This window comes from Actinobacillus genomosp. 1, assembly GCF_029774175.1.
GTDB lineage: Bacteria > Pseudomonadota > Gammaproteobacteria > Enterobacterales > Pasteurellaceae > Actinobacillus.
The window spans coordinates 230,109-248,106 of the sequence record NZ_CP103834.1 but is presented as its reverse complement, the minus strand read 5'-3'; the positions used below and the strand labels follow the sequence as shown (position 1 = coordinate 248,106).

The 17,998-nt window shown below is 39.6% G+C and carries 16 protein-coding genes; 6 read left to right on the top strand and 10 right to left on the bottom strand.

From position 1 onward, the window contains the following. Positions 1 to 415 precede the first annotated feature (415 nt). Both pflB and focA read right to left on the bottom strand, forming a co-directional pair. Complete coding sequence (gene pflB, locus NYR63_RS01195; RefSeq protein ID WP_279457792.1) at positions 416 to 2,728, bottom strand: formate C-acetyltransferase; 2,313 nt, start codon at positions 2,726 to 2,728, stop codon at positions 416 to 418. A 93-nt stretch (positions 2,729 to 2,821) separates the two neighbouring features. Next, the gene (gene focA, locus NYR63_RS01190) at positions 2,822 to 3,646 is read right to left on the bottom strand and encodes a formate transporter FocA (RefSeq protein WP_279457791.1); all 825 of its coding nucleotides are present in this window, start codon (positions 3,644 to 3,646) and stop codon (positions 2,822 to 2,824) included. Positions 3,647 to 3,849: 203 nt separating this feature from the next. Between focA and NYR63_RS01185 the strand changes: the two genes are divergently transcribed. Then, positions 3,850 to 4,332 carry a YqaA family protein gene (locus NYR63_RS01185; RefSeq protein ID WP_279457790.1) on the top strand — a complete coding sequence of 161 codons (483 nt, stop codon included), beginning with the start codon at positions 3,850 to 3,852 and terminating at the stop codon, positions 4,330 to 4,332. Between the two features lie 71 nt (positions 4,333 to 4,403). On the opposite strand, the gene htpX is transcribed toward NYR63_RS01185, so the two are convergent. Then, positions 4,404 to 5,273 (bottom strand): protease HtpX, encoded by an 870-nt coding sequence (gene htpX, locus NYR63_RS01180; protein ID WP_279457789.1) that lies wholly within the window; start codon positions 5,271 to 5,273, stop codon positions 4,404 to 4,406. 87 nt (positions 5,274 to 5,360) lie between these two features. Further along, on the bottom strand, positions 5,361 to 6,431 hold the full coding sequence (gene dinB / locus NYR63_RS01175) for a DNA polymerase IV (RefSeq protein WP_279457788.1): 1,071 nt from the start codon (positions 6,429 to 6,431) through the stop codon (positions 5,361 to 5,363). Positions 6,432 to 6,537: 106 nt separating this feature from the next. Between dinB and NYR63_RS01170 the strand changes: the two genes are divergently transcribed. After that, a complete protein-coding gene (locus NYR63_RS01170) occupies positions 6,538 to 7,446 on the top strand; it encodes a lysine exporter LysO family protein (RefSeq protein ID WP_279457786.1) in 909 nt (302 codons plus the stop codon). A gap of 45 nt (positions 7,447 to 7,491) precedes the next feature. Here the strand turns inward: NYR63_RS01170 and NYR63_RS01165 are convergent, their stop codons facing one another. Further along, positions 7,492 to 8,772 (bottom strand): isochorismate synthase, encoded by a 1,281-nt coding sequence (locus NYR63_RS01165; RefSeq protein WP_279457785.1) that lies wholly within the window; start codon positions 8,770 to 8,772, stop codon positions 7,492 to 7,494. A 163-nt stretch (positions 8,773 to 8,935) separates the two neighbouring features. On the opposite strand from NYR63_RS01165, the gene NYR63_RS01160 reads away from it, so the two are divergent. The 4 genes from NYR63_RS01160 to NYR63_RS01145 are packed head-to-tail and all read left to right on the top strand — an operon-like array spanning position 8,936 to position 12,572. Then, the gene (locus tag NYR63_RS01160; RefSeq protein ID WP_279457784.1) at positions 8,936 to 10,153 is read left to right on the top strand and encodes a pyridoxal phosphate-dependent aminotransferase; all 1,218 of its coding nucleotides are present in this window, start codon (positions 8,936 to 8,938) and stop codon (positions 10,151 to 10,153) included. Between the two features lie 44 nt (positions 10,154 to 10,197). Continuing rightward, entirely contained in the window at positions 10,198 to 11,091 is an 894-nt protein-coding gene (rarD, locus tag NYR63_RS01155) for an EamA family transporter RarD (protein WP_279457783.1), read from the top strand. Positions 11,092 to 11,115: 24 nt separating this feature from the next. Further along, positions 11,116 to 11,958 carry an EamA family transporter RarD gene (gene rarD, locus NYR63_RS01150; RefSeq protein WP_279458520.1) on the top strand — a complete coding sequence of 281 codons (843 nt, stop codon included), beginning with the start codon at positions 11,116 to 11,118 and terminating at the stop codon, positions 11,956 to 11,958. Further along, the gene (locus tag NYR63_RS01145) at positions 11,955 to 12,572 is read left to right on the top strand and encodes a LysE family translocator (protein WP_279457782.1); all 618 of its coding nucleotides are present in this window, start codon (positions 11,955 to 11,957) and stop codon (positions 12,570 to 12,572) included. Before rarD (NYR63_RS01150) ends, NYR63_RS01145 begins: the two co-directional genes overlap by 4 nt. Positions 12,573 to 12,650: 78 nt before the next feature. On the opposite strand, the gene NYR63_RS01140 is transcribed toward NYR63_RS01145, so the two are convergent. From NYR63_RS01140 to NYR63_RS01120, 5 genes are all read right to left on the bottom strand, one after another. After that, a complete protein-coding gene (locus tag NYR63_RS01140; protein WP_279458519.1) occupies positions 12,651 to 15,497 on the bottom strand; it encodes a TonB-dependent hemoglobin/transferrin/lactoferrin family receptor in 2,847 nt (948 codons plus the stop codon). A 66-nt stretch (positions 15,498 to 15,563) separates the two neighbouring features. Then, entirely contained in the window at positions 15,564 to 16,085 is a 522-nt protein-coding gene (gene hutZ, locus NYR63_RS01135) for a heme utilization protein HutZ (protein WP_279457781.1), read from the bottom strand. 205 nt (positions 16,086 to 16,290) lie between these two features. Then, the gene (locus tag NYR63_RS01130) at positions 16,291 to 17,034 is read right to left on the bottom strand and encodes a TPR domain-containing protein (protein WP_279457780.1); all 744 of its coding nucleotides are present in this window, start codon (positions 17,032 to 17,034) and stop codon (positions 16,291 to 16,293) included. A 14-nt stretch (positions 17,035 to 17,048) separates the two neighbouring features. Continuing rightward, the gene (gene nrfF, locus NYR63_RS01125) at positions 17,049 to 17,450 is read right to left on the bottom strand and encodes a heme lyase NrfEFG subunit NrfF (RefSeq protein ID WP_279457779.1); all 402 of its coding nucleotides are present in this window, start codon (positions 17,448 to 17,450) and stop codon (positions 17,049 to 17,051) included. Continuing rightward, the gene (locus tag NYR63_RS01120; RefSeq protein ID WP_279457778.1) at positions 17,450 to 17,983 is read right to left on the bottom strand and encodes a redoxin family protein; all 534 of its coding nucleotides are present in this window, start codon (positions 17,981 to 17,983) and stop codon (positions 17,450 to 17,452) included. Before NYR63_RS01120 ends, nrfF begins: the two co-directional genes overlap by 1 nt. Positions 17,984 to 17,998: the final 15 nt, after the last annotated feature.

The window sequence follows — 17,998 nt, the reverse complement described above, 5'->3', positions numbered from 1 at the left end:
TACTATGTTATTTAGAATAAACTCGTTAATATCACTATTTTTAGTATTATATAATTTATATGATAAAACAAATATTAGAGGACATAATGATATAAGTATCGCTGTTGCTGATTTTACAGAATTAATCTCATCAATACACATACAAAGAATTAAAGTTGTAATTCCAGATAAGCATATTTCAATTAACGACCTCAAATAAAAATTACCTACTAGTTTAGCGAATGAATTTTTCTTTGGTGGAACTCTACATACTAAGGATATAAAGAATAAAAACATACCGAAATAAATTAATATATCGGAAAAAGATAAAAAGTTATAAAGTAAAGCTAACAATACAGTTAGCATAGTTAGATATTTAATTAACATAAACAATAAAAAGCCGCCGTAAAGGCGGCTTTGATAATGAATAGAGAAATTACATTGATTCGGTAAATGTACGAGTAATTACGTCCATTTGTTGCTCTTTAGTTAAAGAGTTGAAACGTACCGCATAACCGGATACACGAATAGTTAATTGCGGGTATTTTTCCGGATGTTCAACCGCATCTAATAATGTTTCACGGTTTAATACGTTTACATTTAAGTGCTGACCGCCTTCAACAGTCGCTTCGTGGTGGAAGTAACCGTCCATTAAGCCTGCAAGGTTACGTTTTTGAGCTTCGTAATCTTTACCTAATGCGTTCGGTACAATTGAGAAAGTATATGAAATACCGTCTTTCGCATAAGCAAACGGAAGTTTCGCAACAGAAGTTAATGATGCAACCGCACCTTTTTGGTCACGACCGTGCATTGGGTTTGCACCAGGACCAAACGGAGCACCAGAACGACGACCGTCAGGCGTATTACCAGTTTTCTTACCGTAAACCACGTTAGAAGTGATAGTAAGAACAGACTGTGTCGGAGTCGCATTGCGGTAAGTTTTGTGCGTTTGGATTTTTTTCATGAAACGTTCAACTAAGTCACAAGCGATTTCGTCTACACGGTTATCGTTGTTACCGAATTGCGGATATTCGCCTTCGATTTCGAAGTCTAACGCTACATTTGCAGCCACTACGTTACCGTCTTTATCTTTAATGTCGCCGCGAACCGGTTTCACTTTTGCGTATTTAATTGCAGATAATGAGTCCGCCGCAACAGAAAGACCTGCGATACCACACGCCATTGTACGGAATACGTCACGATCGTGGAATGCCATTAATGCGGCTTCGTAGCTGTATTTATCGTGCATGAAGTGGATGATATTTAATGCAGTCACATATTGTGTTGCTAACCAATCCATGAAGTGATCCATACGAGCCATTACATCGTCGAAGTTTAAATATTCGTCTGTAATCGGTGCTGTTTTTGGACCAACTTGTGCACCAGATTTCTCATCAATACCGCCGTTGATTGCGTATAACATTGTTTTCGCTAAGTTTGCACGAGCACCGAAGAATTGCATTTGTTTACCGACAACCATCGGAGATACGCAACATGCGATTGCATAGTCATCGTTATCGAAGTCAGGACGCATTAAGTCATCGTTTTCGTATTGTACTGATGAAGTATCAATAGATACTTTTGCACAATAACGTTTGAAGCCGTCCGGTAATTGTTCAGACCAAAGGATAGTTAAGTTTGGTTCCGGTGACGGACCCATTGTGTAAAGCGTATTTAAGATACGGAAGCTGTTTTTGGTTACTAACGTACGACCGTCTAATCCCATACCTGCTAAAGTTTCGGTTGCCCACATTGGGTCACCTGAGAATAATTGATCGTATTCAGGTGTACGTAAGAAACGAACCATACGTAATTTCATTACTAAATGGTCGATTAACTCTTGCGCTTCTTCTTCTGTAATTTTACCTGCTTTTAAGTCACGTTCGATATAGATATCTAAGAATGAAGATACACGACCGAATGACATTGCCGCACCGTTTTGTGATTTAACCGCAGCAAGGTATGCGAAGTAAGTCCATTGAACCGCTTCTTGTGCAGTTTCAGCCGGACGAGAAACGTCAAAACCGTATGATGCAGCCATTTGTTTGATTTGGCCCAATGCACGGTGTTGTTCTGCGATTTCTTCACGTAATTGAATTGTTGCTTGGATATCTTCACCCGCTTCTAAACGAGGTTGTAATGAAGCAAACTGTCTTTGCTTGTCTTTCATTAAGAAATCCGCACCGTATACCGCTAAACGACGGTAGTCACCGATAATACGACCACGACCGTAAGCATCCGGAAGGCCGGTAATTACACCTGATTTACGGCAACGTAAAATGTCCGGAGTATAAACATCGAATACACCTTGGTTATGTGTTTTACGATATTCAGTAAAGATTTTTTCTACTTCAGGGTTTAAGGTACGACGATAAACTTCGCAAGAACCTTTAACCATTTTGATACCGCCAAACGGGATAATCGCACGTTTTAATGGCGCATCAGTTTGAAGACCTACAATTTTCTCTAAAGCTTGATCGATATAACCCGCTTTGTGAGAAGTAATTGTTGATGGAGTTTCGCAATCAATATCGTACGGTTCGTGAGTTTTGTTCTCAACTTTGATTTTTTCCATCACTTCTTCCCATAACTTAGTTGTCGCAGCTGTTGCGCCAGCTAAGAAAGACTCATCGCCTTCATAAGGAGTATAGTTTTTTTGGATAAAATCACGTACGTTTACTTCAGTTTGCCAGTCGCCACCAGTAAACCCTGCCCATGCTTTTTGTTGAGCTTCAGTTAGTTGAGTCATTTTAAGTCCTCTGTTTGTTAGTAAATTAAGTCTGACAAGCGGTAATTTTTACAAATATTTGCCTAAATCGAACCGCTTAAATTGAAAATCATTTTAGTGCTTACGGATATATAAGAACCATTGCACTAAGCCAATGAAAAATACACCGCCTACGATATTACCAAAGGTAACCGGAATTAAATTTTTCACAACGAAATGGTATAAATCTAAATCTGCATATTGTGCCGGATCAACATTAATCGCCGTCCAAAATTCGGGTGATGCAAAGTGTGAAATCATCATGCCCATCGGAATCATAAACATATTGGCAACACAGTGCTCGAAGCCTGACGATACGAACAAAGCAATCGGCATAATCATAATAAACGCTTTATCGGTTAGGCTTTTACCTGCATTTGCCATCCATACCGCAAGACAAACCATCATGTTACATAAAATACCGAGGGTAAAGGCTTCTATCCAAGTATGGTGAATTTTATGTTGTGCCGTTTTAAGAATAGTTAAACCCCATTGACCGTTTGCCGCCATAATTTGACCGGAGAGCCAAATCAACACCACCACACTTAAACCGCCGATAAAATTACCGCCGTACACAATGCACCAGTTTTTAAACATTTGAAACCAAGTAATACGATGCGTCGCTTTAGCCACAGCGGTTAAAGTTGATGAAGTAAAAAGTTCAGCACCAAAAACTACACATAAAATTACGCCAAGTGAGAAAACCGTACCACCGACTAACTTCGCCATACCCCAAGGCACATCCGACGCACCAGTTTGGGTTGTGGTATAAAATACGAATGCAAGTCCAATAAAGCCACCTGCTAAAATTGCGGAGATGAAAGAATATAATTGATGTTTAGTCGCTTTATAAACTGCGCCGTCTTCAGCGATTTTTGCCATTTCAGCAGGAGAGAACATTTATAATCCTTAAATATAAATTTGAAAAATTACAGAAATTGTTGAGAATTATAGACCTGTTACCTCAATCCCTCAAAACAAAATTGTAATTATATTGAGGTAAATCAAAAGCACATTTTGATATAGATCAAATTGAAACTAAACCTCAAACTTTTGTTAAAATAACCAGATCAGGCGTTTAACAAAAATTTTACAAAACGAGTATGACAGATTATTTTACTTCTTTTTTCAGCTTATTTTTTTCAGTAGAAAATCAGCTGATAACAATGTTTCTAAGCGCATTTTTGAGTGCAACGGTACTGCCCGGCAATTCCGAAATTATTTTTACCACGCTAGCAACTCAAACTCGCTTGACTGATTCGAATTTATTTTCAAGCCAAATACTTTGGCTACTTGGTGTTGCAACCGTGGGTAACAGCCTTGGCAGTTCCATTACTTATGCAATGGGATTATTAATTCCCAAACCGCTGGATTTAAAACATAAAACGGCTCAATGGGCATTACGTTTATGTGAAAAATACGGGGTATTTGCCTTATTGTTAAGTAGTTTGCCGATTATCGGTGATCTGCTATGCGGTATTGCCGGTTGGCTTCGTTTTAATTTATGGCAATCGCTTATCTTTATTTGCTTGGGTAAATTTATACGTTACTTAATCTTACTGTTTGCCATATCACCTTGGTTTTAACTATTAAATAACTCCCTATAAAAAAGCGGTCTGTTCTTGCAAGTTTTTTGCAAAATCAGACCGCTTGTCGCTTATAAGTTTCTTAACGCTTCGATGCGTTTTTCAAGTGGAGGGTGGCTCATAAACAATTCTTTAGAACGCGCACCGTTAATCATAAATGCCGCGAGAGAACCTTGCATTTCTTGCGGTTCGTGTACGTGTTGTAAACGCTGTAACGCCGCAATCATTTTCTCTTTTCCGACTAATTGTGCTGAACCGGCATCCGCACGGTATTCACGGTAACGTGAGAACCACATTGCAATCATGGTTGCGATAACACCAAAGACCATTTGCAAAACAATATCCACAACCCAGAAAACTAGAGTGTTTTGGGTCGCATTACCGTTTTCATCTTTGCCGCTTGAAGCCGCCGTCGAAATGATACGGGATAAGAAAATAACAAAAGTATTTAATACGCCTTGTAATAAAGTCATCGTCACCATATCGCCGTTTGCGATGTGTGCGATTTCATGTGCAACCACCGCTTCGGCTTCATCTTCCGTCATGTTATCCAATAAACCGGTACTTACCGCCACTAACGAATTACTTTTTGTCGCACCGGTTGCAAAGGCATTGACATCGGCAGAGTGATAAATCGCAATATCCGGCATTGGAATATTCGCTTGTTGCGATTGACGTTGTACGGTATCGAACAACCACTGTTCCGCATGATTACGCGGTTGTTGAATCACTTCCGCACCGACGGAACGTAACGCCATGCTTTTTGACATAAATAAAGAAATTAAAGAGCCGGCGAAACCGAATACGAGAGACATCACTAAAATGCCGCCGGTGCTGCCGCCTTGAATACCGGTCACTTGGAAAATAATGTTTAACACAATACCAAGTACGAAGGTAATCGCTAAGTTAGTTAATAAAAATAAGACAATTCTTTTTGCCATAGGTAAATAAATCTCCAAAGAAAGAGTGGGGAAAAACTAATCGATAAATAAGGGTAATTCTATAAGAATTTAAGCGTTTGACAATAATTATTCCCATAAATTTAACTGTTTTTTAACGTTTTCCGGCGGGTAATGCACCGAAAGCCCGATTAGTCGCACCGAACGATGATTTGCCCTTTGCCAGACTTGTTGCAGTAACTCAATAAAACATTCTAACGAAAGCCCGTCAGTGGTACGTTCCAAAGTAGTTTGCGTAAAGTCACCGAATTTTAGTTTGATGCCTAACTTTCTAAATTCCTGTAGAGAATGCTCTCCCCAATTTCGTTGCAAACGAAAAACCAGTTTTTTAAACAGCTGATCAACAATTTGTTCCGCTTCCGCTAAATGCCAAATATCAGTCGGTAACGTATTTTCGACTGCTAAGGATTTTCGAGGGCGATTCACTTCGATTTTTCGGTTATCAATCGCGTGGCTGAAGTCCCAAAGTCGTTGCCCGAATTTTCCAAATGTCTTATAAATAAAAGCTTTATCGTTGTTCTGAATATCGCCGCAGGTGTGTAATCCCAGTTGAGCTAATTTTTCATTGGTTACCTTACCGACCCCTGGGATCTTTTTTAGTGGCAAATCATAAATAAAAGCGGTCATATTTTCCGGAGAAATGACAAATTGCCCGTTAGGCTTGTTTTGATCCGAAGCGATTTTTGCCAAAAATTTGAGCGGAGCAATGCCGGCGGAGGCGGTTAAATGTAACTCATTCCAAATTGCCGAACGAATTTCTTGGGCAATCCAAGTGGCAGAGCCGGAACATTGTTGGCAATCGGTCACATCTAAATAAGCCTCATCTAATGAAAGCGGTTCGATGATATCGGTATAACGGCGAAATATTTGATGAATTTGTTCGGAAACCGCTTTGTATAACGGCATATTTACCGGCACCAGAATCAGATTCGGACAGCGTTTTAACGCTTGAGCGGTCGGCATTGCACTGTGTAATCCGAATTTTCTGGCTTCGTAATTACAAGTAGTTAATACGCCTCGACCTTCAACGGAACCTCCAACGGCAACAGGCTTGCCGATTAACGCCGGATTTTCTCGCATTTCAATCGCAGCATAAAAACAGTCCATATCGATGTGAATGATTTTGCGTTGCCTTGCCATATGATTTCGAATACTTATAATTAAGCTGTATATAAAAACAGTTTTATTTTATGTGGTTACCGTTAAAATTTCAACTCAAAAAATACATAATGATAAGGAAGATGAAATGTTATACGGTTTGGCGATAGTGCTGATTCCCTTGTTTTTAGGCTATTTATTTAAAGTCGGTAAAGGTAAATTACAGGTTGTTAATCAGGTTGTAAGTATTTGTTTATATTTGATTTTATTTGTGATGGGGATCTCGCTCGGGCAATTAGATGATATTGGTAGTAAATTACCGCAAATCGGCGGGATTGCGTTGGGCTTGAGTTTGATCATTCAATTATCAAACATTATCGGTTTAGCGATTTACGATAAATGGCAACCGATGGTGCGTGAAGAAGTGAATCCGCAAGAAATCCCTTCTCGTTGGGTAATGCTAACGGATTCGTTTAAATTAATCGGCACCACCATTGCCGGCGGCGTGATCGGCTTCGTCACTAAAGGAATATTAGCTTTTCCATTACACGCCAGTACTTATGTATTAGAAGTGATGATCTTCGGCGTTGGGATTCAGTTACGTAATAGTGGGATTCCGTTACGAGAAGTCTTTTTTAACAAACGAGGCATTTACACTTCTTTAGTTATGATTGTCAGTAGTCTTATCGGCGGAGTTATTGCCGCTTTGGCACTGGATTTAAGCATTATACAAGGGCTTACGTTTGCTTCGGCATTCGGTTGGTATTCATTATCCAGCGTATTAGTTAATGACGCTTGGGGGCCGATATACGGCAGTATCGCCTTCTTTAACGATCTCTCACGAGAGATTTTCTGTTTATTTACCATTCCGTTTTTTATGCGAGCGTTTCCTTCTACCGCAGTCGGACTAGGTGGGGCGACTTCATTAGATTGTATGTTACCGGTGATTCAAAAATCGGGGGGAACGCAGGTTGTGCCGCTTGCCATCAGCTTCGGCTTTATTGTGAATCTGGTTGCACCGTTATTATTAGCGTTATTTATCGGTTTAGCCGGATAACAAAAATGGCAGGTTTATAAACCTGCCATTTTTTCGTCTTAATGATTAATGCACTTTCAGCAATTTAGCTAATGCCAATGACTTACGTTCAATTTCTTGCCATTCCGATTGAGGCTCGGATTCTTCAACAATACCGGCACCGGCATAGAGCGTAATACAATTTTGTGCTATTTGTGCAGAACGTAAGGCAACGCAAAACTCCGCCTCGTCCGGTTGTAAATAGCCTAATGTACCGGCATACCAACAGCGTGAGAATTGCTCATATTCGGCAATAAATTGTTTTGCCGCTTGACGCGGTAAGCCAGCGACCGCTGCAGTCGGGTGAATGCGAGCGAGACAATCCGCATCACTGATATTCGGTTTTAATACCGCAGAAATTTTACGGCGTAAATGCTGAACATTATGTAAGCGTTTAATTTCTGCGTTGCTGATTTGCAATTCGGTAACACAATCGGTTAGTTGAGTCTGAATATCATCCACCACTAGCTGATTTTCATAAATATTTTTCGGATCGGTCAATAGCCACTCCGCATTCAGTTCGGTTTGCACAATACTTTCTGTAACAGCGGCAGTACCGGCAAGCGCTTCGGTTTTGAAGGTTTGCTGTTGGCGTTGATACAAACGTTCGGGGCTTGATCCGACAAATGCCGAGTCGGCATTCTCCGACCAAATAAAGTGATAACAACCTAAATTGGTTGTTTGACTCACGGCAAGTAAATCATAAGCGGAAAGAGCCTGCTCAAATTGTAAAGTTTTGGCATTAGCAAGCACTACTTTATTAAATTTTCGTTGCTGAATATGACTAATTGCTCGCTCGATATTTTGTTGCCAGCCGGCAAAATCATAAACGGAATTTAGTGAAACTAACTTGTTTTCAACTAATTCGAGCGGTGCGGTTTGAGTGAAATTTACAAAAATTTGTTCAAAAATGACCGCTTGTTGCGACAATTCCTTCTCATCAATATAGAAATAAGCGGTTAAATTTTGCTGATTTTTTACCAATTGCAAGCGAGGCAAAATAAATTGGCACTTACCTTCAAATTGTACGCCGCCGACTAATCTAAATTGCGTTTGTTTAACAAACCTTTGTGCTTCATCTATAGCGGAAAATGTCCGAATCGCGCCGATACTTGCAATGGTCTGATCAGTATCTCTCGCCTGCCAAAAAAAGTGCGGATAATGATTTTGTGCCTTTAACCAGCTCAATAACGCAATATTTTCTTCAGACAAGGGAATCTCAGCTTGATATTCAATCAAGCCAAAATGCGTTTTAACATCTGTAGATTGCTTGCTAAGCTGTTGTTTTAATTGGTTTAAAATAGACATTTGCAAAATTTCTAAAGAATCTGACCGCTAAATTTTAGCTATTGTGAAAAAAGGTCATTATTTTAGCTTATTTCCTCTTTAAATTCCTAACAAATCAGAGTAAAGTTGAACAATTTTCTTACTCTAATAACGATTTTATTTCAAAACAAACAGGACAAACACCATGGAACGTTTCCCTAAATCCGACAAACTCGCAAACGTTCGTTACGATATTCGTGGCGCAATTCATAAGGAAGCTCTTCGTTTAGAAGAAGAAGGTAATAAAATTTTAAAATTGAATATCGGTAACCCCGCCCCGTTTGGTTTTGAAGCCCCTGACGAAATTGTAGTTGATGTCATTCGCAATTTACCTAAATCTCAAGGTTATTGCGATTCCAAAGGTTTATATTCGGCGCGTAAAGCGGTTGTGCAATATTACCAGTCTAAAGGAATTCGCAGTATTGATGTGAACGACGTATATATCGGTAACGGTGTATCGGAATTAATTACAATGTCAATGCAAGCCTTACTGAATGACGGTGACGAAATGTTAATTCCAATGCCGGATTATCCGCTTTGGACTGCGGCGGCAACGCTTGCCGGCGGTAAGGCGGTACATTACCTGTGTGATGAGAACAACGAATGGATGCCTGATATTGAGGATATTAAAGCGAAAATCACACCGAGAACCAAAGGGATTTTAGTGATTAACCCGAATAACCCGACCGGTGCGGTTTACAGTCGTTCAATGTTGCTCGAGATTGCGGAAATTGCCCGTCAGCATAATTTGATGATTTTCGCAGACGAAATCTATGAAAAAATTATTTATGACGGTGCGGTTCACCACCATATTGCCGCTCTCGCACCTGATTTATTATGCGTAACCTATAACGGCTTATCAAAAGCCTATCGAGTTGCCGGTTTCCGTCAAGGTTGGATGGTGTTAAGCGGTCCGAAAAATCAGGCGAAAGGATTTATTGAAGGTTTAGATATGCTTGCGTCTATGCGTTTATGTGCGACTACACCGATGCAACACGCAATTCAAACCGCATTAGGCGGCTATCAAAGTATCAATGAGTTCGTATTACCGGGCGGTCGCTTACTCGAGCAACGCAATAAAATGCACGAATTATTGGTACAAATTCCGGGGATTTCTTGTGTGAAAGCGAAAGGTGCGCTTTATATGTTCCCTAAAATTGATACGGAAATGTACGGCATTAAAGACGATGCAAAATTTATTTACGACTTATTACAAACGGAAAAAGTATTATTAGTACAAGGTTCTGGTTTTAACTGGCATAAACCGGATCACTTCCGTGTGGTGACATTACCTTATGCGCATCAAATTGAAGAAGCCCTTGGTCGTCTTGCGAATTTCTTAAAAACTTATAAACAATCTTAATCTTTTCTCTGCCCCTGTTCGGGGCAGATTATCTCTTACCTATTATGCAACTCGGTATTATTTATTCACTTTCCGCTTCCGCATTATTCGGCGGAATGTATTATCTTGCGACATTATTACGCCCGCTTTCCGGCGAAAGCTTATTCGGCATTCGCATGGTCGTTACATTACCTTTTCTATTTTTCGCCATTTTTGTCCTCAAGAAACAACATGAATTTTTTGCGTTTGCCAAACGTTTAAAGCAACAACCGCATTTAATACTTGTCATCTTAATCACCTCTGCGATTGTCGGTTCGCAAATGTGGCTTTTTTTATGGGCTCCGAATAGCGGCAAAGCGTTGGAAGTTTCAATGGGTTATTTACTGATGCCGATTGTCATGGTGGCTTTCGGGCGTTTAGTTTATAAAGAAAGCTTATCTCGTGTTAAATGGCTGGCGATAATTTTCGCCACACTGGGCGTATTAAATAGCGTCATTTTTGCCGGCGGTATTTCTTGGGAAGGCGTTTTCGTCTTTGTCGGTTATCCTGCTTATTTCCATATTCGCAGAAAATTCCAATTAAGTAATATCTATAGTTTCGTCTTTGAAATTATGTGTCTGATTCCAATTTCGCTGTATTTTATTTGGAATACCGATATGGATTTTATTTATGCACAGAATCCGAATATTTACTACTTTATTGCGATTTTAAGTGTAGTAAGCGGTTCGGCACTACTTTCTTATACGTTAGCCAGTACCATATTACCGTTTAATGTGCTTGGGCTATTGGGCTACTTAGAGCCGACTTTTATGATGATGATTTCATTTTTAATCGGTGAGCGATTGGATCCTAATTCCTATTTTCTAATGACCTGTTTGGTTATTGCAGTATTGTTCTTAATTTTAGACGGCATTTTTAGTATTCGAAAACAACGTAAAAAAGTGACGGTGGAGAACTAAATGTTAAAAGGCATACTATGCTGCATGAGTGCCAATTTTTTATTTGGGCTAGGTTATTATTTTGCGATCTTATTACGCCCGCTTAACGGCGAAAGTATGTTCGGCTATCGCATTGTAGTATTAGCTCCCTTTATTTTATTGGCAATTTTACTGTTTAAACAAATGGAGAAATTTCAGCAGCTTTGGCAAAAAATCAAGCAAAATCCATCGCTTGTCTTGGTGCTGTTATTGCTTGCTTTGAATACCGGTATTCAGCTTTGGTTATTTTTATGGGCGCCGAATAACGGACAAGCGATTGAAGTTTCCATCGGTTATTTGTTGTTACCTATTGTGGCGGTAGCGTTAGGTAAAATCGTGTTTAAAGAGCATTTTACCCTGTTAAAATGGCTTTCGCTCGGCTTTGCGGTGATTGGTGTGGCTTCCAATATTTGGCTGACCGGCTCGTTTTCATGGGCGACAATCGTTGCCGGTGTCGGTTATCCGCTTTACATTACGCTGCGTCGTTACTTTGAAATTAATACGCTTGCCACCTTTTTCGTAGAATTACTGTTAGTGATGCCGTTTGCCGGTTATTTTATCGCTCAAACCGATATGCAGCCGATTTTGGCTAACAATCAGCATATTTATTACTTCCTTGCTCTGTTCGGCTTGGTAAACGGGGCAGCTTTTATTTTATATATCGCCTCCAGTAATCTATTACCGGTAAACGTTCTCGGTTTGCTCGGCTATGTAGAACCTCTGGTAATGCTTTGCGTTTCGTTTATGATTGGCGAAGTTTTGGATTCCAAATCGTATCTATTAATGATTTGTTTAGCCTTGGCAATTATCTTATTAACCATTGATAATTTTAGGCTGACTCGCAGATGAACGATATTGTCAATTATTGGGGATTTTTGACCGCTTGTATCCTGCTGAATCTTACCCCGGGTTCCGATACGATTTATATTCTCACGCGTACGATTGCCGAAGGAAAAAAAGCCGGTTTAATGTCCTCATTTGGTATTTTGACGGGGTTCTTTGTACATATTTTGGCGGTATCGGTCGGACTGGCGCAAATTATTGCCCATTCTCCCACTCTGTTCGCCTTGTTAAAATATGCTGGCGCAGGGTATTTAGGTTGGCTCGGTATTAAAATGTGGCGAGAACCGTTTTTAATCCATCAAGTCAATTTGGATAAATTACCGTTATGGCAAATTTATCGTCAAGGTTTGCTCACCAACTTATTGAACCCGAAAGTTATTCTATTCTTTTTAGCATTATTGCCGCAATTCGTGGCAAGTCATGTAGAAAGTACTTTTTTGCCTTTTTTCTTATTGGGATTAACCTCGCTTTCAACCACGACGATTTGGGTCGTTATATTAGTCTTTGCCGCTTATCCGCTTGGAAATTTGCTACGAAGCAATCCGAAAATAGGCGCATCAATGAATAAAATTTGCGGCACAATCTTTATCGCTTTGGCGATAAAAATCGGATTAGAATAGCGGTATATACAAGCGGTTAAATTTTCCGGCTTTTTTGTAAAAATCCCCGAGAGTTTGTTCACTATCGGGGATTCATTATCAGAAGGTGACTTCCGCGGTTAATTTAAAATTACGCTCCGGCGCATAAAATCGCGCTAATCCGGCACCTGTTTTTTGATCAATTAAATTACTGGTACCGAACGGACGAATAGAACGGGCGGATTCCCACGTAAGATATTTACGATTTTGTAAATTATACACGCCCGCTTGCAAGGTTACATTTTTTAACGGCTTTGCATACGCAATTAAATCTACAATAGTATAAGCACCGCTACGCCATTTTAAATGGCTGTTATCCGCTTTTTCTTCAGCGTGATACATATTGTAGGTATCTTCCGCTTTTTTCGCACTCACCCGAGTTACATATACGTCCAAACCGAATTTATCTTCAGGATGAGCATACCCTAAACCGAATACGGACGTTCGCGGCTGAATCGCATTAAGCGGGATATTACCGTCTATTTTACCTTTTTGATAAGTGTATTTATAACTGGCACTAAATCCGTTCAATAATTGCCATAATTGTCCGAAGTGTAGTTTAGAGTTGATTTCCAATCCGTTTACTTTCGCTTCTTGGCGATTAATATTTTGATATATTTGATACGGTCTGGCCGTCGCACTTCCGCCGAAAGCATTCACTAAGTTTTTTGCTCCAAGATATTTTAAATCGATAAAATTATCATAATCCGTTTTAAAGTAGCTGGTCGTGATAAAACCGAGATCGCCGTGCAATGTAAGTGCGGCTTCTTTGGTTTCCGCATGCTCCGCTTTTAAATTTACATTCGGCAAAATGGTAAAATCAGGATGCTTAAATGTGAAATAGAGTTCATCCGAAGTCGGTGCTCTGAACCCGTTTGAATATTTCAGCTGTATTTGTAAAAACTTAAACGGATCCGCCGTTGCGCCGAGAGAGTACGAATGTTTCTGATATAAAGTTTTTCTTGAAAGATAGCGGATATTATCTTCGGCATTTTTACGAATATCTTCTTTAGAAGGCTTATCCGGTAAAGGAACGAATAAACCTTGTAACATATCGTCAGGAATTTTTGCCGTTTTCCCCGCGATATATTCAGGCTTATATTTAATGTCATCGTAACGATAACCGATATTAAAACTCAAGTAATCATTCGCTTTAATGTTATCGGCAAAATACAACGAGGCATTTTCGGCTTTTACCGGAATCAGGAAAGAAAACTCCCCTTCACTCGGACAAAGTAATCCGTTCCATTGATCCGCACCCGTCGCATTTTCACAAGTAATGGCTTCTTCTACGCCTCCCTTGGCAAAATTCGTTCTAAACCCAAAAAATCGTTTTGCCCACCATTGTGCCTGACCGAATGCGCCGAAACCGCTACGATTGACCATCTTTTTCTCGGTTTGATTATAAGCTCCGCCATATTCAAGCGAATGTTCCTTATCAAAGAGAGAAAGCGTTTTCGTCAAATCCAAATTAATTTGTTTAGTATTCGTATCCAAATCTCGTTCGGTATAAATATTTTCGGTATAGCCCTTACTTTCCGGCAGTAATACGCTATTAAAGGCATTTTTCCGAGAGATTGCGGCAAATTTTTTACCGTTTTTATCCGTATAAACCCTATCTAACATCACTTCTTTAGAGGATATGCCGTCATAACCCTTTTTATAGGCGGTTACCGGCGCGTTACAATCAAAAATAGTACAGTCAAACCAAAAATCTTTAACTAAATTAATCCCTTTAGTCGAAGTCCCCGTCGAATCGGAAATCGTCGTCAAACCTAAATCATCAACGCCTAATTTCGGCTTATTACCGTCTCGATCCACCACTTTGCCGTCTTTTAATTGTAGGCCTGCCGGATTACTTGTTTCATCACAATGTTTACCGTCGCAATAATCATCGGTACGAGCGCGATTTTTAATTTTTTGTGTCGAATAAGTCACTTTCAGCGTATCCCAAAATGGATTTTGGCTGAAATTCTCATAAACGAACGCATAATTTTGACGCTTACTCTTATCATTCGTATGACGTAATTCTTTTTCATTAACATTAATAAAAGTAGTCGGCTTTAAATTATAAGAAAAATCGTGCCCTCTATTCGTTTTCTCATATAAATCGGCAACAACGCTGAAACGATGATTTTCAGACGGCGAATAACCGAATTTAATTAATGTACTGTCTTTCTTAATCGAATAAGGATCGGCTTTTTCACGTTTTTTTCCCTGTAGTAACCCATCGGCACGTTTATAATCATAGTTTTCCAATTCGTGTCCGTTACGTAACGTTTTAATCGCCAGCAAATCAAAATTTTTATAACGTCCGGCAAGAGTCAAGGAGTTAGCTCGTTGATTATCTGCCGTTGAATAACCCGTTTTATAGCCAATGTGATAATCTTTTTCAGTTAAAAAATCTCGCGCGTCTTTGGTTTCGAATACGACCGTTCCTCCTAATGCTCCGCTACCGACATGTACCGAATCAGCCCCCTTTCGAATAGTCGCCTGCTTCAAAGTTTCAATTTCAACACTATTACGCGTGTTATTAAAATTACCATAACCTTCAAACAGTTCTTTAAACCCTTGAGATGAGAGTGTTTCCGCTTGATGTAAACCATCAACGGTAATCGCGACACGATTCTCATCAACGCCTCGAATCGCATAGCCGCTACTGCCCATTCGCCCCGTTTCAACAACCGTCACGCCGGTTTCATAACGCACTAAATCTCGTGAATCTTGAACCTGCTGTTTAGCAAGCTGTTTAGCCGATTTCTTTATTTCGGCAATTTTTTGCGGCTGTTCGGACTCTTTAACTACTACGGTATCTAACTCGGCATTTTCTTCTGCAAGCGCAACATTGTATTGCAATACGCAAAGCGCAATAATCGACAGATTAAAACGAATCTTAATCATTATGATTCTCCTTTTAAAAATAAAAAAACTGTACCGTTTAAAAAACCGGTACAGTAAACAGTTATCGTATAATTATTCTGTTTTATGACCTTCATCCAAATGCACAAAGCTCACAAGATCATCAGGGCTGACCTCAAATGCCTTACCGAAGCCTTTCACAAAAAGCCCGTGAGTCGGTTTAAAGCTAAATAAATTAAAATCTTGCATTTTTGCCAGTTCGTCAATTAACTCGCCATGGCGCACTTTTAAAGCGGTTAATCCGCTTTCCCACTCTTGTGTTCCACGTTCAATCATTCGAGCCGTCGCATCAAAAGTTAAACGGCGACGCGCAAAAATCTGGCGACTGTTCTTCTCATCGTCAATCAGCATTAACGAAACTTTCGGTACTTCAATTAAATTACGAGCGTGACGTGCAATGGTTGAAATCAGCACTTGATATTCACCGTCATTAATTACAAAAGGGGCGTAACTGACATTCGGATTGCCGTCTTTATCTACCGTAGAAAGTACAATAGTTTGAATATCCTGTTTTAATTCTTGAATTTCCGGCCCTAAACGATTTTGTAATACTTCTTGGCGATTTGTCGCTGTCATAAGATCTCCTTAATTTTCCTCAGCTAAACTTCATCAAAGTTATTGATAATAAAAACAATTCTTAATTATATTAATCTTGATATTTTGCGCAATCCGAAAAATGTAAATTTTGACACTTATTTAACAAATCGAGCGTTAATCTTTGTTTCGGGCATAAAAAAAGCAACCCGTTCGGATTGCTTTTATCTAACTTGATTGAGGATTTTTAATTCATCATTTCACGTGCCGCCTGCATACTCTGAATAATTGCACGACGGTTTATCGACTCATTATCACTATCTAATACTTTACGCCATAAATCTATCGCTTGTCGGTAGTCTTTTTTAGCGTAAGCATCCGAAGCTAATAGCAATAAACTTGAACTTTCTTTCTGATCTAAGCGCAATGCCTTATCTACCCATTGTCTTGCTTTTTCCGAAAGTTTATTCTGGTTAGCATAATACTCCACGGTTGCCATTGCACCGAAAATAGCCGCTTTTTCGCCTAATACTTTCAGCGCATTGTCATAACAAACTAATGCGGACTCAAAGTCGTTATTCAACGCATAAGCCTGTCCTAATTCATACCAAAGATCTCCGTCATTCGGCGTTGCCCGTAAACGGTCTTGTAAATTAGTAATATATCGATAATTTTTCTGCTCTTTGTCTTCCAACTGTGTTTGAACTTGGAAGGCTTGGTGCATTTGATTTCCGGCTTGTACAATTTGGTAACGGCCCGTTTGCCAATAAGCTACACCGGCAACCAGTAAGATAACCAATAATAAAGCAAATAGCGCAAGCGGTCGTTTTTGCCCCAAATTTTGCAAACTTTCGGATATTTGCCGCTGTTCGAATTGATAACGTTCCTGTGCTTCGGCAAGATATTCCGCTTTCAAATCCGAGGTAAAATTATCAGCAAATTTAACCGCTTGTTGATAATTCTCTTGGTTAAGTTGTTGTCTTGTTTTCATCTTGATTTACGTTGCTATTTATTACGTTTTTTAGTACGCCACACAATTGCGCCGAACAGTATGAGAAATAGCCCGACCGGCATACCCCATAATAACCAAGTTTGCGCATTAAACGGCGGTTTATAATTCACAAAGTGTCCGAAACGCTCGGTCATTATCTTAATAATTTCCTCGTCCGTTTTTCCTTGATTAACCATTTCATACACTTCTAAACGTAATTTATATGCCGTGGTCGCATTAGACTCGACTAAATTCTGGTTTTGACATTGCGGACAACGCAAAGACTTTGCCAGAGCAACCGCTCGTATGCGATCGGCTTCGTTCTGAAATTGAAAGGTATCCACCATTTCCGCCTTGGCAACCAGACTGAATACAAGCGGTAAAATTAGTGCTATTTTTTGCAATACTTTTGCCATTATTTTTCCTCTTGTAATGCTTTTAAACGAGGAAGAAAATCCTGTTCGAAATCAGGGTTATACCCTTTCTGCTGATAACGCACCACACCGTGCTTATCAATCAAATAACTGGAAGGTGCGGACGATACTTTTAACGTTTGGATTAAAAATCCTTTTTCATAATCATCAATTACTAAATCGAACGGATTCCCCCAACGCCCCAATGCTTCACGCGCATCATTCGGCTGATCGGAATAAGTAAGACCGACAATCGGCACACCTTGCTCTTTCAATTTGAGTAAAATCGGAAATTCTTTAATACACCAAGTACACCAACTTGCCCAAACGTTTAAAATATAAGGCTCTTTCGGCAAACTGTTATTATTAATATGCGCATGGTGATCGAGTAAATTTTTACCGACAAATTCCGGAAGAGGTTTATCTCGCCAATCTTCGGTCGGCGAAAGCGCATCTTTGCTCATTAACGGAACCGTTAGAAATGCGACTAATGCAACCAATAATAATAAGGGTAAAAATAAAAACGCTTTTTTCATATTTCATCTGTCCAT

Coding starts and splice junctions, on each gene's coding strand:
- pflB (WP_279457792.1), bottom strand. CDS start 2,728: ATGACTCAACTAACTGAAGCTCAACAAAAAGCATGGGCAGGGTTTACT.
- focA (WP_279457791.1), bottom strand. CDS start 3,646: ATGTTCTCTCCTGCTGAAATGGCAAAAATCGCTGAAGACGGCGCAGTT.
- NYR63_RS01185 (WP_279457790.1), top strand. CDS start 3,850: ATGACAGATTATTTTACTTCTTTTTTCAGCTTATTTTTTTCAGTAGAA.
- htpX (WP_279457789.1), bottom strand. CDS start 5,273: ATGGCAAAAAGAATTGTCTTATTTTTATTAACTAACTTAGCGATTACC.
- dinB (WP_279457788.1), bottom strand. CDS start 6,431: ATGGCAAGGCAACGCAAAATCATTCACATCGATATGGACTGTTTTTAT.
- NYR63_RS01170 (WP_279457786.1), top strand. CDS start 6,538: ATGTTATACGGTTTGGCGATAGTGCTGATTCCCTTGTTTTTAGGCTAT.
- NYR63_RS01165 (WP_279457785.1), bottom strand. CDS start 8,772: ATGTCTATTTTAAACCAATTAAAACAACAGCTTAGCAAGCAATCTACA.
- NYR63_RS01160 (WP_279457784.1), top strand. CDS start 8,936: ATGGAACGTTTCCCTAAATCCGACAAACTCGCAAACGTTCGTTACGAT.
- rarD (WP_279457783.1), top strand. CDS start 10,198: ATGCAACTCGGTATTATTTATTCACTTTCCGCTTCCGCATTATTCGGC.
- rarD (WP_279458520.1), top strand. CDS start 11,116: ATGAGTGCCAATTTTTTATTTGGGCTAGGTTATTATTTTGCGATCTTA.
- NYR63_RS01145 (WP_279457782.1), top strand. CDS start 11,955: ATGAACGATATTGTCAATTATTGGGGATTTTTGACCGCTTGTATCCTG.
- hutZ (WP_279457781.1), bottom strand. CDS start 16,085: ATGACAGCGACAAATCGCCAAGAAGTATTACAAAATCGTTTAGGGCCG.
- NYR63_RS01130 (WP_279457780.1), bottom strand. CDS start 17,034: ATGAAAACAAGACAACAACTTAACCAAGAGAATTATCAACAAGCGGTT.
- nrfF (WP_279457779.1), bottom strand. CDS start 17,450: ATGGCAAAAGTATTGCAAAAAATAGCACTAATTTTACCGCTTGTATTC.
- NYR63_RS01120 (WP_279457778.1), bottom strand. CDS start 17,983: ATGAAAAAAGCGTTTTTATTTTTACCCTTATTATTATTGGTTGCATTA.